This window comes from Halomonas rhizosphaerae, from assembly GCF_030010555.1.
GTDB classification, from domain to species: domain Bacteria; phylum Pseudomonadota; class Gammaproteobacteria; order Pseudomonadales; family Halomonadaceae; genus Halomonas; species Halomonas rhizosphaerae.
The window spans coordinates 46,264-69,388 of sequence record NZ_JASCQP010000015.1; the positions used below are offsets into that span (position 1 = coordinate 46,264).

Genomic DNA, 23,125 nt, shown 5'->3' on the forward strand with positions numbered 1-23,125 from the left:
GCCTGACCTCGCGGGCCGCCGCCTTGCCGACCGCCTTGACCACTTCACGCTCCATCAGTAACCCAGCAGCCTGGGCAGGCCGGTCACGATAACCGGCACGAAGGTGATGAGCAGCAATACCAGCAGCTCCACCAGGAACAGCGGCAGGATCCGCCGCGACAGCCGGGACAGCCCCACATTGGCCACGGAGTCGGCCACGAACAGACACAGCCCCATGGGCGGGGTGATCAGGCCGATCATCAGGTTGAAGATGACGATGATGCCGAAGTGCACCGGATCCACCCCCATGCCCACCGCGATGGGGTGCAGGATCGGCACCAGCACCAGCATGGCGGCGATCCCTTCCAGGAAGAGTCCCGCGACCAGGAACAGCACGATCACCGCCAGCAGGAAGGTCCACTGCGATGTGATATAGGTGATCGTCAGATCGGTGAGCATGTTGGGCACGCGGTTGAAGGTGAGCAGCCAGTTGGCCGCTGCCACCGCCGCGATGATGATCATGATAACCGCCGTGTCGACCATGGTGCGCGTGAAGATGCTCGGCAGATCGCGAACATGGATCTTGCGGAAGACCACCATACCCACGAACAGCGCATAGGCCACGGCAAAGGCGGCCGCCTCGGTGGGGGTGACGATGCCCAGCAGGATGGAGCCGACCACGAACACCGGCATGAACAACGGGATAACGCCTTCGAGCAGGATCTTGCGCTTTTCCCCGGAGGGCAGTGCCGTCGGCTGTTTCTGGTACTTTCCTGCGAAGATCATCACGTAACCGGACAGGAAGATGGCCAGCAGGAGGCCCGGCACGATACCCGCCAAGAAGAGCGCCGGCACCGAGACGCCGGTGACGATCAGCGCGTAGATGATCACCGGGATGCTCGGCGGGATGATCGGGCCGATCACCGACGAGGCCGCGGTGAGCGCCGCCGCGAAATCGCGGGGATAGCCCTCCTTCTCCATCTCGGGGATGAACACCCGTCCCAGCGCCGAGGTGTCGGCCACCGCCGAACCGGAAAGCCCGGCGAAGATCACCGAGGCCCAGATGTTCACGTGGGCCAGTCCGCCCCTGAGCCTTCCGACCAGGATCTTGGAGAAGGCGATGATCCGCATCGTGATCCCACTCTCGTTCATCAGCTCCCCGGCCAGGATGAACAGCGGTATCGCCAACAGGGCGAAGGAGTTGATTCCCGAAAACATCTGAGTGGCGACAGCGGCGAGCTGATAGGGGAACTCGCCCACGGCCATGAAGTAGAGCAGGGCCGCCACGATGGCGAAGGCCACCGGTACGCCGATGGCCAGGCCGACCAGCAAGATGAGATAGACCATTTACGAAACCTCGTCTGTCATCGCACGTAGCGCGCCGAGCCGCTCGATGAACTTGAGTGTCGCGGCCACGGCCAGCATGCCACCGCCCAGCACGATGGCGAACTGGTAGGGCGCCATGGTGCCGAACACGTTGAAGACCTCCAGCCCCGTCGCCTCCCGCAGGCTGCGAATGGTGCTGTTGAGCCCCGAGATTCGCATGCCGCCGCGGCTGGACATGAACAGATAGCCCGACCAGGCCAGCACCGCCCCGATCACGACCACGGCCAGGTCGACAATCAGGAACAGGGCCTCGCGGAGACGTACCGACAGGAAGTCCACGATCACCCCCAGGCGCACGTGGCGATCCTGCAGGTAGGCTAGCGCCATGCCGAACATGACCCCGTAGATGCCCAGGAAGACCGGCACCTGATCGCCCCAGGCCAGGGATCTCCCCAGGGTGTAGCGCCCCAGAGCATTGAGGAAGACAATCAGGAAGATCAGGGCCATGGAGAGGCCGGCGCCGGCGGCGAAGACTCCCGCCACCAGCCGCTGAAATGATTGGAAGATAGCTGCCATGTGTCTCGAGCCTCTTGGGAGAGGGCCACGCCGTGCCGCCGGCGGCACGGGGTGGCCAGCGATCACTCGGTGGCCTCGGCGACCGCGTCCTGAAGGCGCTGGATCCATTCGGCGTCGCTACCCAGGTCGCCCTCCAGCCAGGCGATGACCGGCGGCTGGGCCTGTTCGCGGAACTGCGCGAGCTCCTCGGGTGTCGGGCTGTAGACCTGCATGCCCTCATCCTGCACGGCCTTGAGGCCCTGGGCGGTGGTGAACTGCTGGATGGAGCGCCCCATCATGCCGGCCATCACCCCGGCCCGCTGGATCACCTCGCGGTCCGCCTCGGAGAGGCCGCTGAAGTAGGCATCGTTGATTACCAGGAAGTCGGCCGCGTAGATATGGCCGTCGAGGGTCAGGTAGTCCTGCAACTCATGCAGGTTGTTGTTGTAGATGGTCCCGACCGGATTCTCCTGGCCATCCACCACGCCCGTCGACAGGGCGGTCGGCAACTCCGACCAGGCGATCGGCGTCGGCTGGGCGCCGAGCCCCTCGACCATCTCCACGTAGAGGGGAATGTCCTGGACCCGGAACTTGAGCCCGTTCATGTCCTCGGGGGTACGAATTTCGAGCTCGCTGTTGGTGAAGTGGCGTACCCCGGTCTCGCCATAGCCCAGCGTGCGCAGTCCGGTCTGCTCGAGACAGTGCTCGGCCAGGGCGTCGCCGAAGTCGCCGTCGAGTACTTCCCAGGCCACCAGCGGCGTCTCGAACATGTAGGGAATGTCCAGCACCCCCGCGGCAGGGCAGATCTTCGACATGGCCCCCGAGACCATGACCACCTGGGTGGTGCCGTCCATGGCCTGCTGGATCAGCTGGTCTTCGTCGCCCAGCGAGGCCGCGGGGTAGATATCCACGGTATGCTCGGTTTCGCTCTCGACCACGTTCTTGAACATGTGCGCGGCCGCCCCCTTCTTGGAGCTCTGCCAGTTGTCGGGGTCGACATGGGCGAAGCGGATGGTCTCGGCCTGTGCCAGGGGGCTGATAGCGAGTACCAGGGCTCCGAGTGGAACCGTCATGCCGGCGTCTGATGGCTTGAACATCGGGAGTCCTCCGTCGTGGTTGTTATGTTGCTCGTCGCTTGGGGCAAGGCACACCTGTCATCGGTCGCGGCAACTGCACCTGTCTCTAGGGTAGTCGCCGAATCCGCCGTGAGAAGCCAGGCAGTGTTGAAAGCGCTATCCCGATGTAAAAGACCCGCCGTGATGAGGCGGGCCGAAGCGCATGGTAGGAAGAGGGGGCCTGCGACGGCTCAGGCCTTGTCGGCGGCCTTGATTACGGCGTCCAAGGCGGCATGATAGCCCCGGGTACCGAGCCCCGCGATGACGCCATCGGCGCGCAGCGAGACATAGGAGTGGTGACGGAAGCTCTCGCGCTGGTGCACGTTGGAGATATGCACCTCGTAGACGACGCCCTCGAAGGCGTTCAATGCATCGAGGATCGCCACCGAGGTGTGGGTATAGGCCGCCGGATTGATGATGATCGCCAAGGTATCGTCGAGGCGCGCGGCATGGATGGCGTCGATCAGCTCCCCCTCGTGGTTGCTCTGGAAGCTGTTCAGCTCCCAGCCCTCGAGTTCTGCCTTCTCACGCAGGGCGTGGTTGACGTCGTCAAGCGTCTCGCGGCCATAGATCTCCGGCTGGCGGGTACCCAGCAGGTTGAGGTTGGGGCCGTGCAATACCAGTACCTTGCCCTGACTCATGCCTCGTCCTCCTTGAGCAGCTCCCGCTTGTAATGGGCGAACAGGGTCATCGCCTGCTCGTCGGCGGCGGCGCGCCGGTCGGCATCCTCGCAGAACAGCTTGAAGGCATCCACGCCCTGGAAGACGAACAGGCTGACCCCGCTCATCACACCGGCACCGGCCGCCTTGGCGGCGGCGACGAACTCGGTGACCGCCGGCACGTAGACCGCGTCGAAGATCCAGTGATGGCTGGCGATTAGCTCCTTGGGCAGCGGGCAGCCGGGGCTTTTCTCGTGACCGATGGGGGTACAGTTGACCAGGCCGTCACAGGACGGCATCGTCTCGTCGACCTGCTCTCGAGTGATGAAGGACGCACGGAACCCCTGGTTCTGGAGCTCCTCGACCAGCTGGCGGGACTTGGCCTCGTCGAGGTCCATCAGGATCACCTCCTCGGCCCCCAGCTTGCCCAGGCCGAAGGCCACCGCCTTGCCCACGCCGCCGGTGCCGAGCAGCAGCACCCGGCCTGGCTGGCGGTCGCCGAGTGTCGCCCGGAAGCCGCTCATGAAACCGGTGAAGTCAGTATTCTCGGCGATGATCTCGCTCCCCTCGAACACCAGGGTATTGGCGGACCCGACCATGCGAGCCCCCTCGGAGGGGCGAGTGGCCAGCTTCACTGCCGCTTCCTTCCAGGGAAAGGTCACGTTGACGCCTCGGTAGCCGTCGGCGATCACCTGCCGCACCTGGCTCTCCAGGGACTCGATGGGTTGCTCGTTGGCATCGAACAGGTCGTAGATCACCGGAATGCCGGTCAGCTCGCCGAGCCGCACGTGCAGGTCCGGCGAGCTGGAGTTCATGATTGCCTTGCCGATCAGGCCGAGTTTCATGGAGTTCCTCCGTTGGCGGGAGCGGCCCTCGGCAAGCTCCCTGGTCATTAGGGTTCGATCCGCTCAGCGCTGTGCGGCCTGGGCTGCCAGGCGGATGCCCGCGTTGGCCTCGCCGAACTGGTTGTAGCCACCACGCCGCTCGACGATCTCGAAGAAGAAGCGCCCCGAGAAGGTCTCGGTGTAGGCGTGGAAGAAGTCGCCTTCGTCCTTGCGGTCGTAGAGGATATTGCGCGAGCGCATGGCCTCCAGCAGGTCCTCATCGAGCCCGAAGCGCGCCTCGAGATCATCATAGTAGTTCTGCGGTATGCGCAGCAGCGGCAGCCCCCGGGCCTGGAGCTCATCCACGGTGGCGAAGATATCGTGACTCTCGAAGGCGATCTGCTGCACGCCACCACGGAACTCGCTGAGGAAGCGGCCCGGCTGGGTCTCCTGGGCCTGGGAGACGGTCAGCGGCAGGCGGATGGTCCGGTCGGGACTGTTCACTGCCTGGCTGATCATCATGCCGCGAGGGTCGACGATCTCGTGCTCCGGCTCGGCTTCGAAGCCGAAGACGGTACGATGGAACAGCTGCCAGCCCAGCAGCTGGGTGGCCGGCAGCACATAGGAGAGGTGATCGACCCGCGTCAGGCCCGCCTCGTCGCGGCTCGCCTGGTCGAACAGCTCGAAGTCGGTGCGCCACTGCAGGTCACCGGCGGCCTCGTCGTCCACCAGGTAGACCAGGCTGCCCTCGATGCCGCGCAGGGCGGGGATCTCCATCTCCCCCTCGCCCACCTGGCCGCGATAGGTCTGGGCCTTAAAGGCTCGCGCCCGTGCCAGGGCCTTCTCCACGTCATCGACCCGGAAGCCCACCGCGCATACCGCGGTGCCGTGCAACAGGCGGAAGGTGTGCGCGAAGCTGTCGGTCTCGAAGTTGAGCACCAGGTGGATCTCGCCCTGCTTCCAGAGCTCGACGTTCTTGGAGCGATGGCGACCGACATGGCGGAACCCCAGGGCACCGATGAACTCGCCCAGCGGCGCCGCGCTCTCCTCGTCGAGGGTGAACTCGATGAAGTGGATGCCGTTGTAGTGGGGTGCCGGCGGGATGGGGCTCGCCCAGGGCCCCTCCGGCAGCAGGTTCTCCAGCCAGATCAGCGAGCGCAGGCCATCCAGGGCGGTGGCCTCCGTCGGGGCGGCTCGGAAGGCATCGCTGAAGATCTCCAGCGACAGGGGGCCGGCATAGCCGGTCTTCGCCAGGGCCGCCATGAAGGCCTCGAGCGGCAACCGCCCCTGGCCGGGGAAGCAACGGAAATGGCGGCTCCACTGCAGGACGTCCATGTCCAGCAGCGGCGCGTCGGCGACCTGGACGAAGAAGATCTTGTCCCGGGGGATCTTGCCGATGGTCGAGAGGTCGTGGCCGCGGGAAAGGATATGGAAGCTGTCGAGCACCACGCCCAGTGCGGGGTGGTCGGCACGGCGCACCACCTCCCAGGCATCGCGATAGTCCGAGATATGCCTCCCCCAGGCGAGCGCCTCGAACCCGACGCGAATGCCTCGCCGGTGCGCCCGCTCCGCCAGTTCACGAAGGTCCTCCACGACCCGGTCCATGTCGTCGATGGCCTGGGGCGAGACGTTGCTGCAGACCAGCAGGAAATCGGTTCCCAGCTGTTCCATCAAGTCGAACTTGCGCTCGGCCCGTTGCAGGTTGCGGCCGCGTTGGGGTTCGGGCATGGCCTCGAAGTCCCGGAAGGGCTGGAAGGCGACGATCGCCAGTCCCAGCCGTTCACAAAGTTCGCGCACCTCGCCCGGCGTGCCGTCGAAGGAGAGCAGGTCGTTCTCGAAGATCTCGACGCCATCGAAGCCAGCACGGGCACTGGCCTCGAGTTTGGTTCTCAGGTCGCCGCTCAGGCAGACGGTGGCAATGGCGCGCATCTTGTCCTCCAAGGGGAGCGATATCGAGGGAGTGAGCGTAGCAGCGTTACGGCACGGTATTCGCCGAATCATGGTGAGTGGTCATCATACGCCCTACTCGGAAAGTCTAGAACATAGTTCCAATGTTCGCATTGCGTTCTTTAGTTCGCAATATGCACGAAGAATAGGATGGCTCGGCAAGCCCCTCCTGTACGGGCCTCTCCGCCGTGGCCGAAGATTACTGCTACTACTATAGGGGGCGTAAAGGGGATGGGGCCTGCGATACCTCTACACCTCTTTCGAACACATCCCCCGCGACGGCAGGCACCGCCCACCTACGACCATGGTCGTAGGCGACCACATCCTGCATTGACAGTATTGGAAGGGAGTTCTAGTGTTCGCATCCAAGGCATATCGTTCGACAGCCGAACGCAACTGAGCAACCTGGTCCCTACACACGAGGACCGCTGCCCACGGGCAGACCAACAACACCAGTCCCGGAGGATTCCCCATGTTCAAACCGCTTCTCACCAGCCTAGCCATTGCCGTCGGCTCCATGGCCATGGCCGGCAGCGTCCTGGCCGAGTATCCCGAACGCAACATCCAGGCCACCATCCAGTGGGGGGCCGGCGGTGCCACCGACAACGTGGCCCGCAGCCTGACCCCGCATGTCGAGGATATCCTCGATACCACAATGGTGCTGACCAACCGCCCGGGCGGTACCGGGGTGATCGGCATGAACCACGTCATGCGCCAGCGTGCCGATGGCTACAACCTGCTGTACGGCGCCGAAAACCCCCAGCTCTATCCGCTGATGGGCCTGGCCGACTTCAGCTACGACGACATGCACACCGTCAACATCATCGGTCAGGGCCTGGTCGTGATCGCCGCACCGGCCGACAGCCCCTTCGACAGCTTGGCCGAGTTGCTCGAGCATGCCCAGGAAAACCCGGGTGAGCTGCGCATGGGTGGCACCGGCGCCGGTGGCCTGCCGAGCACCGTGCTGGCCATGGTCAATGCCGTGGACGAGCTCGATGTGCGCAATGTCACCTTCGGTGGCGATGGCCCCGGCATCACCGCCATGCTGGGCGGTCACATTGACTTCATGCCGCTGAGCCTGGCCGCCGTCGGTGAGCAGATCCGAAGTGGCAAGATGAAGGGACTGGCCGTGCTGACCAAGGAGGAGATCGACGCGCTGCCGGGCGTGCCTCCGATCACCGAGGCGCTGCCGGACATCGAGTCCTTCCTCCCCTGGGGCCCGTTCTGGGGTGTTTTCGTCAATCAGGACACCCCGGACGACATCAAGGCGACCCTGGAAGAGACCTACGAGCAGGCGGTGGCCAATGAGGAGTTTGGCGACTTCATGCAGAACTTCGGCGCAGAGGTGCTCAACCTCAACGGCGAGGAGGCCGAGCAGTACCTGGACAACTGGCAGTCGGTGACCGCCTGGGCCATGTACGAGGCCGATGCCGAAACCCTCGAGGCCACCCCCGAGGAGCTCGGTATCCCGCGCCCCTGACCCACAATGCCTACCTGACGGGGAGGTCGGTTACGGGCCGGCCTCCCCCGGAGTCATGACATGAGCCAGAAATTCGAGCGCGTCCAGGCAGGGGAGAAGGTCTTCGACTGGCTGCTGCTGCTGTTCAGCATCGGCGTGCTGTTCGAGGCCTATCGCATCGACGGGATTCCCGGCCTCAACTCGCCCGGTTCCTTTCCGGTCGGCCTGGCGCTGGTGATGCTGGCCTCGTCGGTGGTGATCCTGATCAGTCATCGCCGCAAGCGCCGTGATCCTCGGATCCGCAATGCGTTTCACGAGGCCCAGGTCTTCCTCTACGAGCACTTCCAGCCGCATATCGTGGTGTTCACCTTCCTCGCCGTGGCATATCTGGCCGCCATCGTCTGGGCGAGCTTCTACATCAGCACCTACATCTTCCTGGCGGTGACCTTCATCTACTTCCGACAGGGCAAGGTAGTGAGCTCGCTGATCATCTCGGCCGCGGCCATCGCGGTGATCTATGCCCTGTTCACCCTGGTGTTCCGCGTCTACCTCCCCTGACCCCCGAGGTCCACGATGAGTGATACATTTTCCTATCTTTTGATGGCCTGGCTGGATCCTCAGCTGCTGCTGCTGACGGCACTGGGCACCCTGGCCGGGATCTACGTCGGCGCAATTCCCGGTCTCTCCGTGACCATGGCCGCCTCGATCCTGATCTCCTTTACCTTTTCCTGGGACATCAACAATGCCCTGGCCCTGATGGTGGGCATCTATGTGGGCGGCGTCTATGGCGGCTCGCGTACCGCCATCCTGCTCAACATCCCTGGCGCCCCCTCGGCGGTGGTCACCGCCTTCGATGGTTATCCTCTGGCCCAGCGCGGCGAGGCGGGTCGTGCCATCGGGCTGAGCACCGTGATGTCGGTGATCGGCGGTCTGCTGGGAACCCTGGTGCTGGCCGGCAGTGCCCCCTTCCTCGCCGACATGGCGCTCGAGTTCGCCCCTCGTGACTACTTCCTGATCGCCGTGCTCGGCCTGCTGCTGGTCAGCACCCTCTCCGGCAAGTCGCTGGCCCGGGGCATCTTCTCGGTGGCACTTGGGTCCACCATTGGCCTGGTGGGCATGGACATGGTCACCGCCCAGCCCCGCCTGACCATGGGCAGCATGGAACTGATGGGGGGTATCCACTATGTGGTGGTGATGATCGGGCTGTTCGGCGTGGCCGAGGCCTTCTACCAGCTGCACAACCTCACCAAGGTGCCGGTCAAGCAGAAGGTCGACAAGATCATCCCACCGCTCAGCATGGTGCTGAAATACCTGCCGCTATCGATTCGCACCTCGATCATCGGGGTCATCGTCGGTGCCCTGCCCGGCACCGGCGGCGACATCGCCTCGCTGTTCGCCTATGACCATGCCAAGCGCACCGTCAAGACCCCCTCCAGCCCCTTCGGCGAGGGTGCGTACGAGGGGCTGGTGGCCCCGGAGACCGCTAACAACGCGGCCGTGGGCGGCGCCTATGTCCCGATGCTGACGCTGGGCATGCCCGGCGATGCCGTGACTGCGGTGATCATCGGTGCCCTGGTCATCCACGGCCTCAACCCCGGCCCCATGCTGATGATCGAGACGCCGCACATCTTCTGGTTCACCGTCGGCAATCTGGCACTGGCTAACATCTTCCTGCTGATCTTCGGCCTCACCGGCATCAAGGTGTTCTCGAAGGTGGTCGAAGTCCCCAAGGCGCTGCTGATCCCACTGATCCTAGTGCTCTGCGTGGTGGGCACCTACTCTATCAACAGCAATATGACGGAAGTCTACTGGATGCTGGGCTTCGGCATCCTGGGCTACTGGCTGAAGGTATTCGGCTTCCAGATGGGCCCAGTCATCCTCGGCGTGATCCTCGGGCCACTGCTCGACGAGACATACCGCCAGGCGATGTCTTCGGTAGGAGACAGCGGTGGCCAGTTCCTGCTGGCGCTGGTGACCAATCCCCTCTCGTTGGTGCTGACCGCCGTGATCGCGCTGGTCCTGCTGGGCCAGACGCCGGCCAAGACTTGGCTGAAGAGCCGGTTCCAGCGAAACTGATGCCTCACCCCACGGCAACGACGCGGCCCAACGGGCCGCGTTCCTGTTGGTACGGATGTGGAGCGAGCCGGTGAACGACATTTCTCCCACCCCCGGATGTGCACTGGTCTTCGATTTCGATGGCGTGATCCTCGATTCGGCAATTCTGAAGCGCCAGGCCTTCGCCGACCTCTACGACGAAGAACCGGAGGAGAACCGCCGGGCCGTGGTCGCCTATCTCAACCGTCGCGGAGGACAGCCGCGAGAGGTCAAGTTCCGCCACATCGAGGGCCAGATCCTGGGCCGCGATGCGAGCACCCAGCGGATCCAGGAACTCTGCCGGCGCTTCAAGGACCATGTCGAACAGCGCCTGCTCGAAGCACCGACCATTCCCGGTGCGCTCGAATTCCTGGAACGCTGGCACGGTGTGCGTCCCCTCTACCTGCTCTCTGCCACGCCGGAGCAGGAGCTCAGGACCATCACCGCGCGGCGTGGATTGGATCGCTTCTTCGTGGAGGTGGTCGGCGCACCGCCCGACAAGGTCTCCGGCCTGCGCAACCTGCTGGCGCGACGTAGTCATGTTCCCGCGGATACCGTGATGATCGGCGACTCCTACAATGACTACCGCGCCGCACGCTCCAACGGTACCGCCTTCATCGGCGTGACCGCCGACCCCACCGCCTCGCCCTTTCCCGATGACGTTGTCACCACCGTCGACCTGACAGGTCTGGAGATGGCCCTGTCAAAGCTGTAACGCCACCCGTCTCCCCTCACTCCATGACAAAACATCCAGTCTGGTCAGATTGGCCCCGGTGGCAACTGTCATTGCCAGGCTGGCCTGAAGACAATACGGATCAACAAGGAAACACGACGCATCGTTGACGCAAAAGCACGCGTGACAGGATTCCTTGTCGATCCAGGCTCCATGCGCCCAGACAACAGGCCATCAGGTCGGTGGTGGCATGGAGAGACCCACAACAAGACCCCGAGGTGACACCATGGACAAGACCCGTCTTGAAGGAAAGAACTGCCTGATTACCGGTGCCGCGCGTGGCATGGGTGCCGCCGTTGCCGAACACTATGCCGCACAGGGCGCCAATGTGTGCGTGGCGGATCTGAACATCGAAGGCTGCGAAGAAGTCGCCCAGCGCATCAACGAAAGGGACGGCGGCAAGGCCATCGCGGTGAAGCTCAACGTGACCGAGCGTGAGCAGATGAAAGCGGCCGTCCAGGCCACCGTCGAGGCCTTCGGCAGCCTCAATGTCATGGTCAACAACGCCGGCATCAACAAGCCGCTGATGTTCCTCGATATCACCGAGGAGAACTGGCAACAGATCATGGACGTCAATGCGCTGGGCTGCCTGCTCGGCATGCAGGAAGCCGCCAAGCAGATGATCGAGCAGGGCAAGGAGAACGGCCCCTACAAGATCCTCAATGTCGGCTCCATCCTGTCGCGCCAGGCCTTCGATGACGTGGTGCCCTACGCCTGCAGCAAGCATGCCGTGCTGGCGATGATCAACGGTGGCGCCAAGGCGCTGGTCGACCACAACATCACCGTCAACGGCTATGGCCCCGGTGTCGTGCGCACCGAGCTGTGGGAGCAGCTCGACAAGGACCTGGTCAGCATCGGCAAGTTCGACAAGCAGGGCCAGTCCATGGACGAGCTCGCCGAGAAGATGATCCTGATGAAGCGCTACTCCTACCCGGAAGACGTGGTCGGAACCGCTTCCTTCCTGGCCAGCCCCGAGTCGGACTACATGACCGGCCAGCTGCTGATGATCGACGGCGGCATGATCATGCAGTGATGCCACCGGCAACTCGGCGGGTGGCTCAGTAATATCCCCTGTTACGCATCACCCGATCGGCCCTGTCCTGCGCCAAGGACAGGGCCTTCTTGATGGAGCGCCGCCCGTCCAGCACCTCGAAGATCTCGTGCCCGGCAATACTGATCACGTCAGTGATACCCGGCACCGGGGGCCGCGGCCAGGCCTGCAGGATGTCCTTCCTCGCCATGTCATCCACGATCTCGATCAGCGGCGACAGCGCCGAGACCTCCGGGTCCTGGCTGACGCTGAAGCGCGGGGTCACCAGGCTGCCGTTGAGGATGTAGAGCTTGGACATGTTGGCCGAGGTGAGGTGACGAAGAGCCGTCCAGACATTCTCGATCCGCTCCTCCGAAAGGTTGGCCGGAATGGCCAGGGCATAGCCTCCGATCGGGGTGATCGGACGGCCATGGTTACCAACGGGGTGCGGCAGATAGCCGGTCTGTCCCCAGGCCGGTGACGCTTGATCGAACTCGATGAGCGGGGCCAGCAGCGTATAACAGTAGGCCATGCAGGCTTCGCCGCTCGCATAGGACTGGGCTCGCTCATACCAGGCCATGTTGAGGATGTTGGGCGGTGAGTACTTGAGGATATCGAGCATGTACTCGCAGGCGCGGTAGGCCGCATCCGACTGGAACATCGGCCGCAATTCCTCCCCGGACGCCTGCTGGAAGTCATAGCCCCCCTCGCGGCGGCGGAGATTGATGATCGGCTGGCCGAACTTGGCCATCAGGAAGCTGAAGGTGTGGCCCAGCGGCGTTCCTCGCGCGGCGTTCCAGGCGATGCCGTATCTCCCCCGGGCGGGTTCGTGCAAGCGCCTGGCCGCCTTGACCAGTTCCTCGGTCGTCGACGGGGGCTCGAGCTGTGCCTGCTCGAATATGTCCTTCCGGTAACAGAGCAGCTCCGGCGTGGTCTGCAGGGGAATACCGTATTGCCGCCCGGCGTAGCGCGAGCTCTGGACGGCGACCGGATGAAAGTCAGACAGGTCATAGGCATCGCGACGCATGAAGCGGTCGAGGGGCAGCAGGATTCCCTTCGACGCCAGTTCGCCGAACCAGGGGAGGTCGCAGGCGACGAGGTCGTAGCGAGACTTCGCGCGGCCGGCATTGGCCAGGATCGCGTCGAGCAGGTCGTCGATCGAGCGGGCGGAGTTGTGGATCTCGAGGCCGAAGATGGACTCCAGCTGCTGCTTGAGGTTATGCATCGCCATGAAGGTCGGGTCGGCGTGGATCAGCCCACGCAGCCCGCCCTTCAGTTCGAGCCGTGCCGACAGCACCGCCGGCGGTGAGATCACGCGACCCGTCGCGTCCGCATCGAGGAACATCCGGCGACCGGTGTCCGACGCCGGGTCCACGCCGAACAGGGGACCCAGGAGGTCCTTGATCCGGTGTGCATAGGCCTCCCACTCGTCGATCATCATGGCCGAGGGGTGCAGCGAGACGGTCTTGCCCGATTTCGTCCTGGGGCGTGACAGGATCAGCCCGCGCTGGATGATGCTCTCGATCCCGCGCTTGGCGGTGCCGTAGGAGAGCCCGGACGCATCCGCGAGGGAGGTGGGCGTCGTCAGTCGGCCGGCGAGGTGGTTGCGCATCAGATGGAGCATCATGCGCATCTCCCGGTAGCCGTGGCTCAGGGAGAGCGAGTGCTCGGTCTCCTCCTCGAACTTCTCGATGAAGTCGATGAAGCGCGAGAGCTCCGTATTGGAGAGCTTCGGCCTCGGCGTCTGGGAAAGCCTGTCGTAGGGCCCCTCAGGATGGCTCTCGTCGGGGAGGTCGCTCATGGTCGCCTCGAGGCAGGGAGAAGGGAGTGCCACAAGATAGCGCCGCCTCACGCCTGGCGGCAAACGCGACGCCAACGCGGCTATCCCCAGCCGTCAACGATCAGCCGCATGCCCAGCAGGATCAGCAGGCCCAGGATGATCCGGAAGAAGAGCTCGCCGCTCAGCCGCTTCTGTATGACCAGCCCCAGGCGCACCCCCAGCCAGGCCACCGGGATCAGCAGCAGCGCGATGGTGAGGTTCGCGACATTCAGCAGGCCAAGCATGCCGTAGGGCACCAGCTTGACCAGGTTGGTGGCGGCCAGGAAGACCACGGCGGTTCCCAGGAACTGCTCCTTGGAGAGCCGGCACTGCAGCAGGTAGAAGTTGAGCGGCGGCCCCCCGGCATGGGCGATGAAGCTGGTGAAGCCTGCGATGCCGCCGCTCAGCCCGCCGACCCAGACCGGCATGACGCGGCCTCGGAGGGGCTTGAGCAGTCCCCACAGGCCAAACAGGATCGAGAACACCCCCAGCATCACCTTCAGCAGCTCCTGATCGAAGCGGCCATAGGTCAGGTAGCCGACCGCCACACCCAGCACCGCCGGGGGAAACATCAGCCACAGAACGGACCCCACATGATGGCGCCACCAGGCCTTGAGGCTGAACAGGTCCATCACGATCAGCAGCGGCAGCATGACGGCCACGGCGAAGGCCGGGCTGGCCTTCAGCGAGATCAGCGGCACTGCCACCACCCCGACGCCTCCGGCGAACCCCGATTTCGAAATGCCGGTAATCAGCACGGCGATGATAATCAATACAATGAACTGCCAGTCGTACACCATGCAGGCCCCTGCTCTCTGACCGGATATAAAAAGGGGCCGTGGCGATCACGGCCCAATCGGAGGAGGTCATTGCCTCCCTTGAGTGGCATGCCTCATGAGGTATCCGGGAGTCGCCTCCCGGAAGGTCGGATCACAGTACTTCGCAAACCTCCTCGAACTTGAAGCGGTCCTGTCGCGGGAAGAGCGCCGAGGCATCACCGTACCCCAGATTGCAGAGGAAGTTGCTCTTCACCTGGCCATCCGGGAAGAACTCCTCATCCACAGCCGCATTGTTGAAGCCGGACATCGGCCCGGCATTCAGCCCCAGTGCGCGGGCGGCAAGAATGAAGTAGCCCCCCTGGATGGAGCTGTTGCGGAACGCCGTCGTATTGATGAAGTCCGTCTTGCCCTCGAACAGCGACTTGGCATCCTTGTTGTGGGAGAACATTCGCGGAAGGTGCTGGTAGAACTCGGTGTCGTAGCCCAGCAAGGCCACCACGGGCGCCTGCATGGTCTTCTCCTGGTTACCGGGAAGCAGTGCCGGCTTGAGGCGCTCCTTGGCTTCCTGGCTCTTCAGGAAGAGCACGCGAAGGGGCTGGCAGTTCATGGAGGTCGGACCGAAATGCATCAGGTGATACAGCTCGCGCAGCTTCTCCTCGCTGACATCCTGGTCCTTCCACACGTTATGGGTACGGGCCTCGGTGAACAGGGTCTCGATCGCGGTGTTGTCGATAGCAGTCATGTCGCTTTCCTCTTGCTGGATGGTGGTTGCTGGATGGTTTCTCTTGCGATGCGACTAGCGGCTCGCCTTCAGGCCGAAGTCGTATGTCAGATGGCGGAAGGGGACTTCCATCGACCGTCCATCCGGTGCTCTTCCCGGCGGCAGCAACGCGTACTCCCTGACCAGGGAATCCTTGACGCCGAAGACGGCGTCGGAGTCGAGATAGGGGTCGTCCTCGGCGAAGACCTGGGTCACCAGGGTCTCGTAGCCCTCGGCCATCAGCATGAAGTGCACATGCGCGGGGCGGTAAGGGTGTCGACCGGTGATTTCCAGCATCTTGCCGACCGGGCCGTCGGTGGGGATCGGATAGGGTGAGGGGGTCACCGTCCAGAAGGCATAGCGCCCCTGGTCGTCGGTGGTGAACCTGGCCCGCAGCGAGGCACTCTCGAGCTCCTTCTGGACGTCGTAGAACCCTTCGCTGTCCGATTGCCAGACATCGACCACGACATTGGCCAGCGGCTCGCCGCGACCGTCATGCACCCGCCCCTCCACGAAGAAGGGCTCTCCCTCGACGTTCCAGTCGATCGACTCGCCCTGGGCGACCTGGGGCGGGTCAGCCACGTAGAAGGGACCCAGCACCGTGCTTTCCGACACCATCGGGTCCGATGTCTGATGGTTGATGGCATCAACGAGCATCGTCACGCCCAGGGTGTCGGAGAGCAGGATGAACTCCTGACGCTTGTCGTCGCACATCTGGCCGGTGCGGGTCAGGAAGTCGATGGCCTGGGTCCACTCCTGCTCGGTGGGCTCCACCTCGCGGATGAAGGCGTGCAGGTGGGTGACCAGGCTGTTCAGCACGCGCTTCAGGCGCTCGTCACTGCAGCCGGCGAACTGCTCGATCACGGCATCCGTGATGTTCTCTGCATTCAGGTTTCGCATGGGGTCATTTCCTCTCGATGGCCGGCAGCCCGGAGAGGCGCTCGGTGTGGTGGATCGCGGCGATGTAGTCATCCTCACCATGCCCCGTGCCGATCAGGGAGCTGTAGGCCTCGCGCATCTGGGCGGCCAGGGGCACGGCGACACCGTCCCCATGGGCACAGCCGAGGATCAGGTCCAGGTCCTTGGCCATCTGGGCGGCCGAGAAGGTGGAGGTGAAGTCACGGTCCTTCAGCGGCTGGGTCTTGTACTTGACCATCGGCGAGCCCACGGCACTGTCGGCCATCAGGTCCAGCATCGCCTCCCAGCCGATGTTGCCCTTGCGGGCCATCGCCAGGGCCTCGCCCATCATTCCGGCGCTCACCGCGATCATCAGGTTGATGGCCAGCTTGGCGTAGCGAGCCTGTTCCTCGTCACCGAGCCAGTACTGGGCCTTGGTGAAGGTGGCCATCACCGGCACGGCCCCATCCAGCGCCTCGCGCGGCCCGGAGACCATGGCAGACAGGGTGCCGGACTCGGCGGCGACCGGGTTGCCCGACACCGGGCTGCGCAGATAGGCAATGCCCCGCTCCTCGGCGGCCGTGGCCACGCGAGCGGAGGCCTCGATGCTGACGGTGCTGGTCTCGACCAGCACGCTGCCCGGGGCCATCGCCTCGATCAGCCCACCCGACCCCAGTGTCAGGCCAAGCAGCGCCTGGTCATCGGGGATAGAGACGAAGACCAGGCGGCACTCCTCGACGGCGGAGGCCAGGTCATCGTGTGCCGTGATGCCGACCTGTTCGGCCAGCGCCATCCGCTCGGCGCTGAGATCGAATCCCTGGACGGTATAGCCGGCTGCGGCGATGCGCGTCGCCATGGGCAAGCCCAGCTTGCCCAGGCCGATCCAGGCTGTCTTGGTGGTCGTGGTCATTGTGACGCCCCCTCTTGTTGGCGTGACTGAAGCTCGGCGTAGATGCGGTGACCGGAGGCTGCCAGGTGGCTGATCCCCTCCTCGACGTCCGCCAGCAGCTTGCCGTGTCGCTTGTGGAACTCTCCCGCTACCATGACGCTGTCGACATTGGCGAGACTCGCCTGCATGACCACGGTCGAGACCGGGTCGCTGACCGGCTGCATGTTCAGCCGGCCGCTGTCGAGCAGCACGATGTCGGCCTGCTTGCCCGGGGTCAGGCTGCCGATCCGCGCCTCGAGCCCGAGGGCGCGGGCACCGTCGAGGGTGATCCACGCCAGCGCCTCGCGGGTGCGGATGGTCGAGGTGTCGGGAATGCTGCCCTGCTCGCGCCGCGAGGCATCATTGTCCAGCGAGCGCTGCATGCCCAGCGCCATCCGGGCCACCGTGAACATGTCTCCGGAGATCACCGACTCGAGATCCACCCCCAGGGAGACGACGCCACCGTGTCGGCGAACGTGGCCGGTGATCGGGAAGCCGTGCCCCTGGGTCATCTCGTTCTCCGGGGCGATGGAGAAGGTCACGCCCTGCTCGCAGAAGCGAGCCAGCTGTCCGTCGTCCAGGCTCTGCCCGTGCACGATGTTGATGTCCGGCCCCAGCAGCCCCTGCTCCTCGATCACGTCCCAGCCACCGGGGCTGACGGCCTTGCCGCCGCCCTGGTGCATCGAGGCCACCAGGCCGAACTCCTTGGCCAGTTCGAAATCGTGCAGGGTGACATCGAGGGTGGAGTAGTGGGGGCCGAGGATGGCCAGGCCCAGGGTCACGCGCCCCTCGCGGTCGCCCAACGGGCCGGCGAGCAGCCGCTCGACCTCGCTGCGCGGATGGGGAATCTCGCTGAAGTGCGGCTGGCCCGGCTTGGGATCCGGCTTGGGCGAGCCATGGAAGAACAGTGCCCGGATACCGGACGCCTCGAGCCCGCGAATCGCCGCATCGGTATGCTCGGGCGTGGGGTTGTTGTGGCACCAGTCACCCAGGGTGGTGGTACCGCAGTTGAGCTGGTTGAGCGCCCCCATGCGGGTGGCGATGTGGATGTCATCCGGGGTGAACAGGGTCGCCAGGCCGCGATGCACATGGCCGAAGTACTCGAGCAGCGTCCAGTTGGCGGCGACGCCGCGCAGTGCCGTCTGCCAGGTATGCATATGGGCATTGACCAGGCCGGGGATCAGGATGCCGCCGCGGCAGTCGATGACCTCGGCGCCCTCGGCGGGAAGGTCCTGGCCCACGGCCAGGATCCGGTCGTCCTCCACCAGCACCTGGCCATCGGCCAGATCGCCGATCTCGGGGTCCATGGTCACCACGGTGGCATTGGTCAGCAGGGTCTTCATGCGTCGGTAACCTCCCTTGACGTCGGGCGACGGCCGGCATAGGCATCGCTCAAGAGGCGGTGGATGCCGTCGGCCTCGATCTCGCGTGGATTCCAGTAGGGATTGCTCGTGGCGATCTGCGTCGCCCGGTCGATATCGCTTTCCTGCAGGCCGATATCGGCCAGGGCCAGTGGTGCCCCCACGGCGCGCGCCAGGTCATGGAGCCCCCCGGCCGCATCGTCGCTGCCCAGCGCCCGGGCGATGCGGGACATCGCCTCCGGGGCGGCCCCGGCGTTGTAGGCGACAGCGTGGGGCAACACGATGGTATGGGTCTCGGCATGGGGCAGGTCGAAGGAGCCGCCCAGGGTGTGGCAGAGCTTGTGGTGCAGCGACATCCCCACGGAGCCCAGGCAGGCACCGCACAGCCAGGCACCATAGAGGGCATCCGAACGCGCCTCCTGGTTGGTCGGCTCCTTGGCGATCAGCGGCAGGCTGCGCGCCAGGGCCGCAATGCCCTCCTCCGCCATCAGCGAGACCACCGGGTTGCGGTCGCGGGCGTAGAGCGCCTCCACCGCATGGGCGATGGCATTGATGCCGCTGGTGCCGGACATGCCGACCGGCAGGCCCAGGGTCAGGTCGACGTCGTAGATCACCACCTCGGGCAGTACCTCGAGGGTACGCTGGGTCGTCTTGAGGCCGTCCCGGGTTTCGCCGAGGATCGGCGTCATCTCGGAGCCGGCATAGGTCGTGGGAATCGCCACCTGGGGCAGGCCGGTCCGCAGGGCGATGGCCTTGCCGAGCCCGATGGTGGAGCCGCCGCCGATGGCCACGGTGCAGTCCGCCTCGAGTTCCTCCAGGTGGCGCATCGCCGCGTCGGTGACCTCGACCGGGGTGTGCATCCTGGCCTCGGCGAAGAGGCCGGCCCCGAGCTCGCCCAGCTGGGCGAGCACCTCGCGGGCCTGGCCGGCCTGCTCGGGCGTTGCCAGGACGAGGGCCCGGTGGCAGCCCAGCTCACGGACCTCGTCGGCGAGTCGGGACAGGGTTCCCTGGCCGAAGATGACGCGTGACGGCAGGCCGTTGTAGATGAAGGGCATCATGGTGGTGTCCTCGTGATTGCGTGGGAAGCTCAAGCGCGGCTCGCGTGGCCACATCAGGCCGAGGCCGCGGGTTCGGGCCCACCGGCGTCCGTGACGTACTGTCCGGTGATGGCCTGAACCAGCTTGTCCTCGGATACGGCATCGCCGTCGAATTCCGCCGTCACCCGGCCGTCATACATCGCGATGATGCGGGTGCTGACGCCCAGCACCTCGGGCATTTCCGACGAGATCACCAGCACCGCATAGCCCGACCGGGCCAGCTCCTTGATCAGCGCATGGATCTCGGCCTTGGAGCCCACGTCGATGCCGCGGGTCGGCTCGTCCAGGATCAGCAGCTTGGGATGGGTATGCAGCCACTTGCCGATGACGATCTTCTGCTGGTTGCCGCCACTTAGGTTGCCGACCTTCTGGCGCCAGCTGGGCGTCTTGATCTTCATCGCCTGCTGGTACTTGTCGTAGACGACCTTCTCTTCCCCGGTCTTCATGAAGCCCATGGAGGAGACACTGCCAAGCGCCGAGAGCGTCATGTTGTCGCGACAGTTCATGCCGAGGATCAGGCCCTGATCCTTGCGATCCTCCGGGACCAGGGCGATGCCCTTGACGACCGCATCGTGGCTGGAGTGGATCGTCTGGGCCTTGCCTTCGAGCAGGATCTCGCCGGCGGATGGCTGACGCAGGCCGAAGATCGTCTCGGCGACCTCGGAGCGGCCCGCCCCGACCAGCCCGTACATGCCGACGATCTCGCCCTTGCGGACACTGAAGCTGACGTCCTCGAACACCCCTTTCACGGTGAGGTGACGCAGTTCCAGCATCTTCTCGCCGAACTCGCTGGGCTTGCTGGCATGATCGAGTTCGAGGGTCCTGCCGATCATCAGCTTGGTGACCTCATCCTCGCTGGTGTCGGCCGTATTCAGGGTCCCGTTGTACTCGCCGTCACGCAGGACCGAGATGCGCTGGGAGAGGTGGAAGATCTCGTCCATGCGATGCGAGATGTAGACGATCCCGACCCCCTGCTCCTGGAGGTTGCGGATGATGTCGTAGAGCACCGGCTTCTCGTGATCGGTCAGTGATGCCGTCGGCTCGTCGAAGACCACGATCCGGGGGGTGAAGACCAGGGCCCGGGCGATTTCCACCATCTGCTTCTTGGCGATGGAGAGGTTGCTGACCATGTCGCGCGAGCTGAAGGTGCACTTGAGACGCTTGAGTATCTCGGTGCTGTCGGCGTGCAGCTTCTTCCAGTCGACGCGGTTGCCCCATTTCAGCGGCAGGCTGCCCAGGAAGATGTTCTCCGCCACCGACATCTCGGGGACCAGCGACTGCTCCTGGTGAATTAGCACGATGCCGCTCTTCTTGGCCTGCTTGGGGTTCTCGAAGGACTTCTCCTCGCCCGCGAGGATGATCTGCCCCCCGTTGGGCTGATGCTTGCCGGCCAGCACCTTCATCAGGGTGGACTTGCCGGCGCCGTTCTCGCCCAGCAGGGCATGGACCTCGCCCGCCCTGACGTCGAAGCTGACCTTGTTCAGGGCCACCACACCGGGAAACTTCTTGGTGATGTCGATCAACGACAGTACGGGGCTCGGGGAATCCGCAGCGTGGCGGGGATTCCGACTCATGGCTGCAGTGCTCATATGCTGACTCCCTTGCTGGCATGGACATTGAGCCGCTGGTCGATGATCAGCACCGAGATCAGGATGGCGCCGAGAATGACCAGCACGTAGAAGGCCGGCACCTGCATCAGGTTCATGCCGTTACGCAGGATCCCGATGGCCAGCACGCCGCCCAGGGTGCCGGTGATGCTGCCGTATCCACCTGTCAGCTTGGTGCCGCCGAGCACCACGGCCGTGATGGTCCAGAGCTCGTAGTCACGGCCCAGGTTCGGCGTGGCAGCCCCCATCTGGGTCGCCAGGAGCACCCCGGCGAGGGCGGCGAAGAAGCCCACGATGATGAAGTTGATCATCATGTGACGGCCGATGCGGATGCCCGCATCCAGGGCGGCCTCGGGGTTGCCACCCACGGCAAAGGTATTGCGCCCATGACCGGTCTTCTTCAGCACCAGGTGCATCACCAGGGTGCAGATGAGAAAGATGATGGCGAGCACGGGGATCGGCCCGATCGAGGCGGTCCCGAAGTCGGAGAAGGCGAAGTTGGTGGCGTAGAAGGACTGCTCTTCGGTGTAGATGAAGATGAGGCCGCGGACACCGATCATCGCCCCCAGGGTCACGATGAAGGCGTTGACGCCGGTCTTCCAGACGATCAGGCCATTGATGGCGCCCAGGACAAGGCCCGATGCCAGGGCGGCGATGACCGCGATGGTGATGCCATAATCCTGAAGGCCGACCGACAGCGATGCCGCCAGCCCCAGGACGGCGCCCACCGAGAGGTCGATGTTGCCGTTGATCATCACGTAGGTCATGCCCAGGGCGATCAGCCCGATCGTCGAGGTCTGGACCAGGATGTTGGTCAGGTTCCCGACCGAGAGGAAGTACTCCGACATGAAGCTGAAGAAGACGGTAATGACGATGACGAATACCCAGATCGGCTGGATGACGCCACTGCCCTTGAGAAAATCCTTCACGTTAATCATGTTGATCACCAGGTTCAGGAGTGAGTCGTGAACAGACGCTTGCGCTTGTTGGCAAGGTCCAGCCACACCGCCAGGATGATGATCACCCAGGTGACGAGCCATTGGGTGTAATAGGGGTAGCCCACCAGCAGCAGACCGTTCTGGATGAAGCCCAGGATCAATACCCCGATGACCGTCTTCCAGATGCTGCCGGCGCCGCCCAGCAGGCTGGTTCCCCCCAGGATGATCCCGGCCAGCACCAGCAGCTCGTAGCCCTGCCCGACGTTGTTCTGGGACCCCATGACCCGCGAGCCCAGCACCAGGGCGGCACAGGCCACGCAGAAGGCCGAGATCAGATAGGTACTGAACACGCACCAGTTCTTGCGGATGCCGGAGTAGACGGCGGCGGCCGGGTTGCCGCCGACGGCGAAGATGCGCCGACCGTAGCTGGTGTAGGACATGACGACCTGCACGATGATCGCCAGCAAGGCAAAGAGGATCACCGGTACCGCGATACCCAGCACATAGCCACGACCGAAGAAGGCGAACCAGGTGTCGCTCGAGTTGGCGATATCGACGTTCTGTCCGCCGCTGTAGATCAGCACCAGCCCCTGGATCGCCGACAGCATCGCCAGGGTGACGATCAGCGAGTTCAGCCTCATGAAGCCGATCAGGAAGCCGTTGACGGCTCCGATCAGCAGGGTGAGGACGAACATCAGGATGATGGCACCGGCCGGCCCGATCTTGTCATGCAGATCGACGACCAGCACCGTCGAGAAGGAGAGCATCGACCCGACGGAGAGATCCAGGTTACCGCCGATGATGACCACAGTGACGCCCACGGCAATGATACCGATGATCGAAGCCTGGCGGACCACCGTCATGATGTTTGACTGGGAGAGGAACTGTTCGGAGAACAGCGAGAAAGCAAACATGCAGAGAAGAAAGAAGACCAGGATGCCCTGAGCGGAAAGAAAGTTCAGGAGACCCGCTTTATGCTTCTTGCTCAGCATGATGGCTTGTTTACCTTGTTCTACAGAAGCCATGATACTCACCTATGTTGGCGCTACGGACTGAAGGCCAGGGTGTTTCCGTTGCAGTCGACGCCCCGCTGGCATGCCCGGGGCATGCCACCGAATCGTGTGACCTTCTGACCATTCGTCACGGCCAACGGAGTGTGGTTTTCGGTATTCCGCGAGAGCCTTCATCGACCGCTGCGGAGCCATTGGCCTGGGGAGA

Annotated in this window: 21 protein-coding genes; 5 read left to right on the forward strand and 16 right to left on the reverse strand. The window is 64.3% G+C overall.

Translation table 11 applies throughout. From position 1 onward, the window contains the following. Nucleotides 1-54 precede the first annotated feature (54 nt). The 6 genes from QLQ83_RS04455 to QLQ83_RS04480 form a co-directional block, all read right to left on the reverse strand. On the reverse strand, nucleotides 55-1,326 hold the full coding sequence (locus QLQ83_RS04455) for a TRAP transporter large permease (RefSeq protein WP_282734350.1): 1,272 nt from the start codon (nucleotides 1,324-1,326) through the stop codon (nucleotides 55-57). Then, nucleotides 1,327-1,881, reverse strand: coding sequence for a TRAP transporter small permease (locus QLQ83_RS04460; RefSeq protein WP_282734351.1), 555 nt, complete (start codon nucleotides 1,879-1,881; stop codon nucleotides 1,327-1,329). It lies immediately after the preceding gene. A gap of 62 nt (nucleotides 1,882-1,943) precedes the next feature. Beyond that, nucleotides 1,944-2,957 (reverse strand): DctP family TRAP transporter solute-binding subunit, encoded by a 1,014-nt coding sequence (locus QLQ83_RS04465; RefSeq protein ID WP_282734352.1) that lies wholly within the window; start codon nucleotides 2,955-2,957, stop codon nucleotides 1,944-1,946. A gap of 209 nt (nucleotides 2,958-3,166) precedes the next feature. Continuing rightward, entirely contained in the window at nucleotides 3,167-3,616 is a 450-nt protein-coding gene (gene aroQ / locus QLQ83_RS04470) for a type II 3-dehydroquinate dehydratase (protein ID WP_282734353.1), read from the reverse strand. Next, the gene (locus QLQ83_RS04475; protein WP_282734354.1) at nucleotides 3,613-4,527 is read right to left on the reverse strand and encodes a shikimate dehydrogenase family protein; all 915 of its coding nucleotides are present in this window, start codon (nucleotides 4,525-4,527) and stop codon (nucleotides 3,613-3,615) included. Before QLQ83_RS04475 ends, aroQ begins: the two co-directional genes overlap by 4 nt. Nucleotides 4,528-4,542: 15 nt before the next feature. Then, nucleotides 4,543-6,387, reverse strand: coding sequence for a bifunctional sugar phosphate isomerase/epimerase/4-hydroxyphenylpyruvate dioxygenase family protein (locus QLQ83_RS04480; RefSeq protein WP_282734355.1), 1,845 nt, complete (start codon nucleotides 6,385-6,387; stop codon nucleotides 4,543-4,545). A 490-nt stretch (nucleotides 6,388-6,877) separates the two neighbouring features. Between QLQ83_RS04480 and QLQ83_RS04485 the strand changes: the two genes are divergently transcribed. The 5 genes from QLQ83_RS04485 (at nucleotide 6,878) to QLQ83_RS04505 (ending at nucleotide 11,724) form a co-directional block, all read left to right on the forward strand. Next, nucleotides 6,878-7,885, forward strand: a complete 1,008-nt coding sequence (locus QLQ83_RS04485; RefSeq protein WP_282734356.1) for a tripartite tricarboxylate transporter substrate binding protein — start codon at nucleotides 6,878-6,880, stop codon at nucleotides 7,883-7,885. Nucleotides 7,886-7,945: 60 nt separating this feature from the next. Then, nucleotides 7,946-8,422: a tripartite tricarboxylate transporter TctB family protein gene (locus tag QLQ83_RS04490; RefSeq protein WP_282734357.1), complete on the forward strand. Its 477-nt coding sequence runs from the start codon at nucleotides 7,946-7,948 to the stop codon at nucleotides 8,420-8,422. Nucleotides 8,423-8,437: 15 nt separating this feature from the next. Continuing rightward, a complete protein-coding gene (locus tag QLQ83_RS04495; protein WP_282734358.1) occupies nucleotides 8,438-9,940 on the forward strand; it encodes a tripartite tricarboxylate transporter permease in 1,503 nt (500 codons plus the stop codon). 70 nt (nucleotides 9,941-10,010) lie between these two features. After that, on the forward strand, nucleotides 10,011-10,673 hold the full coding sequence (locus tag QLQ83_RS04500) for an HAD family hydrolase (RefSeq protein WP_282734359.1): 663 nt from the start codon (nucleotides 10,011-10,013) through the stop codon (nucleotides 10,671-10,673). 244 nt (nucleotides 10,674-10,917) lie between these two features. Beyond that, entirely contained in the window at nucleotides 10,918-11,724 is an 807-nt protein-coding gene (locus tag QLQ83_RS04505; protein WP_282734360.1) for an SDR family NAD(P)-dependent oxidoreductase, read from the forward strand. A gap of 25 nt (nucleotides 11,725-11,749) precedes the next feature. Here QLQ83_RS04505 and QLQ83_RS04510 read toward each other — a convergent pair whose 3' ends face one another. The 10 genes from QLQ83_RS04510 to QLQ83_RS04555 all read right to left on the reverse strand — a co-directional run bounded on the left by QLQ83_RS04510 (nucleotide 11,750) and on the right by QLQ83_RS04555 (nucleotide 22,899). Beyond that, nucleotides 11,750-13,522 carry an ABC transporter substrate-binding protein gene (locus QLQ83_RS04510; protein WP_282734361.1) on the reverse strand — a complete coding sequence of 591 codons (1,773 nt, stop codon included), beginning with the start codon at nucleotides 13,520-13,522 and terminating at the stop codon, nucleotides 11,750-11,752. Between the two features lie 80 nt (nucleotides 13,523-13,602). After that, complete coding sequence (locus QLQ83_RS04515; protein ID WP_282734362.1) at nucleotides 13,603-14,340, reverse strand: sulfite exporter TauE/SafE family protein; 738 nt, start codon at nucleotides 14,338-14,340, stop codon at nucleotides 13,603-13,605. 130 nt (nucleotides 14,341-14,470) lie between these two features. After that, nucleotides 14,471-15,061: a malonic semialdehyde reductase gene (locus tag QLQ83_RS04520; RefSeq protein ID WP_282734363.1), complete on the reverse strand. Its 591-nt coding sequence runs from the start codon at nucleotides 15,059-15,061 to the stop codon at nucleotides 14,471-14,473. A 54-nt stretch (nucleotides 15,062-15,115) separates the two neighbouring features. After that, nucleotides 15,116-15,979, reverse strand: coding sequence for an intradiol ring-cleavage dioxygenase (locus tag QLQ83_RS04525; RefSeq protein WP_282734364.1), 864 nt, complete (start codon nucleotides 15,977-15,979; stop codon nucleotides 15,116-15,118). Between the two features lie 4 nt (nucleotides 15,980-15,983). Continuing rightward, nucleotides 15,984-16,886, reverse strand: coding sequence for an NAD(P)-dependent oxidoreductase (locus tag QLQ83_RS04530; RefSeq protein WP_282734365.1), 903 nt, complete (start codon nucleotides 16,884-16,886; stop codon nucleotides 15,984-15,986). Further along, complete coding sequence (locus tag QLQ83_RS04535; protein WP_282734366.1) at nucleotides 16,883-18,247, reverse strand: amidohydrolase family protein; 1,365 nt, start codon at nucleotides 18,245-18,247, stop codon at nucleotides 16,883-16,885. The genes QLQ83_RS04530 and QLQ83_RS04535 overlap by 4 nt, the downstream gene beginning before the upstream one ends. Next, nucleotides 18,244-19,356: a maleylacetate reductase gene (locus tag QLQ83_RS04540; protein ID WP_459382596.1), complete on the reverse strand. Its 1,113-nt coding sequence runs from the start codon at nucleotides 19,354-19,356 to the stop codon at nucleotides 18,244-18,246. The genes QLQ83_RS04535 and QLQ83_RS04540 overlap by 4 nt, the downstream gene beginning before the upstream one ends. A 20-nt stretch (nucleotides 19,357-19,376) precedes the next feature. Further along, on the reverse strand, nucleotides 19,377-20,936 hold the full coding sequence (locus QLQ83_RS04545) for a sugar ABC transporter ATP-binding protein (protein ID WP_282734367.1): 1,560 nt from the start codon (nucleotides 20,934-20,936) through the stop codon (nucleotides 19,377-19,379). An 11-nt stretch (nucleotides 20,937-20,947) separates the two neighbouring features. After that, a complete protein-coding gene (locus QLQ83_RS04550) occupies nucleotides 20,948-21,907 on the reverse strand; it encodes an ABC transporter permease (protein WP_282734368.1) in 960 nt (319 codons plus the stop codon). 14 nt (nucleotides 21,908-21,921) lie between these two features. Next, the gene (locus tag QLQ83_RS04555) at nucleotides 21,922-22,899 is read right to left on the reverse strand and encodes an ABC transporter permease (RefSeq protein ID WP_282734369.1); all 978 of its coding nucleotides are present in this window, start codon (nucleotides 22,897-22,899) and stop codon (nucleotides 21,922-21,924) included. Nucleotides 22,900-23,125 lie beyond the last annotated feature (226 nt).

Bases quoted from the DNA above. Each gene is read 5' to 3' on its own strand.
- QLQ83_RS04455 (WP_282734350.1), bottom strand. From the start codon at position 1,326: ATGGTCTATCTCATCTTGCTGGTCGGCCTGGCCATCGGCGTACCGGTG.
- QLQ83_RS04460 (WP_282734351.1), bottom strand. From the start codon at position 1,881: ATGGCAGCTATCTTCCAATCATTTCAGCGGCTGGTGGCGGGAGTCTTC.
- QLQ83_RS04465 (WP_282734352.1), bottom strand. From the start codon at position 2,957: ATGTTCAAGCCATCAGACGCCGGCATGACGGTTCCACTCGGAGCCCTG.
- aroQ (WP_282734353.1), bottom strand. From the start codon at position 3,616: ATGAGTCAGGGCAAGGTACTGGTATTGCACGGCCCCAACCTCAACCTG.
- QLQ83_RS04475 (WP_282734354.1), bottom strand. From the start codon at position 4,527: ATGACCAGGGAGCTTGCCGAGGGCCGCTCCCGCCAACGGAGGAACTCC.
- QLQ83_RS04480 (WP_282734355.1), bottom strand. From the start codon at position 6,387: ATGCGCGCCATTGCCACCGTCTGCCTGAGCGGCGACCTGAGAACCAAA.
- QLQ83_RS04485 (WP_282734356.1), top strand. From the start codon at position 6,878: ATGTTCAAACCGCTTCTCACCAGCCTAGCCATTGCCGTCGGCTCCATG.
- QLQ83_RS04490 (WP_282734357.1), top strand. From the start codon at position 7,946: ATGAGCCAGAAATTCGAGCGCGTCCAGGCAGGGGAGAAGGTCTTCGAC.
- QLQ83_RS04495 (WP_282734358.1), top strand. From the start codon at position 8,438: ATGAGTGATACATTTTCCTATCTTTTGATGGCCTGGCTGGATCCTCAG.
- QLQ83_RS04505 (WP_282734360.1), top strand. From the start codon at position 10,918: ATGGACAAGACCCGTCTTGAAGGAAAGAACTGCCTGATTACCGGTGCC.
- QLQ83_RS04510 (WP_282734361.1), bottom strand. From the start codon at position 13,522: ATGAGCGACCTCCCCGACGAGAGCCATCCTGAGGGGCCCTACGACAGG.
- QLQ83_RS04515 (WP_282734362.1), bottom strand. From the start codon at position 14,340: ATGGTGTACGACTGGCAGTTCATTGTATTGATTATCATCGCCGTGCTG.
- QLQ83_RS04520 (WP_282734363.1), bottom strand. From the start codon at position 15,061: ATGACTGCTATCGACAACACCGCGATCGAGACCCTGTTCACCGAGGCC.
- QLQ83_RS04525 (WP_282734364.1), bottom strand. From the start codon at position 15,979: ATGCGAAACCTGAATGCAGAGAACATCACGGATGCCGTGATCGAGCAG.
- QLQ83_RS04530 (WP_282734365.1), bottom strand. From the start codon at position 16,886: ATGACCACGACCACCAAGACAGCCTGGATCGGCCTGGGCAAGCTGGGC.
- QLQ83_RS04535 (WP_282734366.1), bottom strand. From the start codon at position 18,247: ATGAAGACCCTGCTGACCAATGCCACCGTGGTGACCATGGACCCCGAG.
- QLQ83_RS04545 (WP_282734367.1), bottom strand. From the start codon at position 20,936: ATGAGTCGGAATCCCCGCCACGCTGCGGATTCCCCGAGCCCCGTACTG.
- QLQ83_RS04550 (WP_282734368.1), bottom strand. From the start codon at position 21,907: ATGATTAACGTGAAGGATTTTCTCAAGGGCAGTGGCGTCATCCAGCCG.
- QLQ83_RS04555 (WP_282734369.1), bottom strand. From the start codon at position 22,899: ATGCTGAGCAAGAAGCATAAAGCGGGTCTCCTGAACTTTCTTTCCGCT.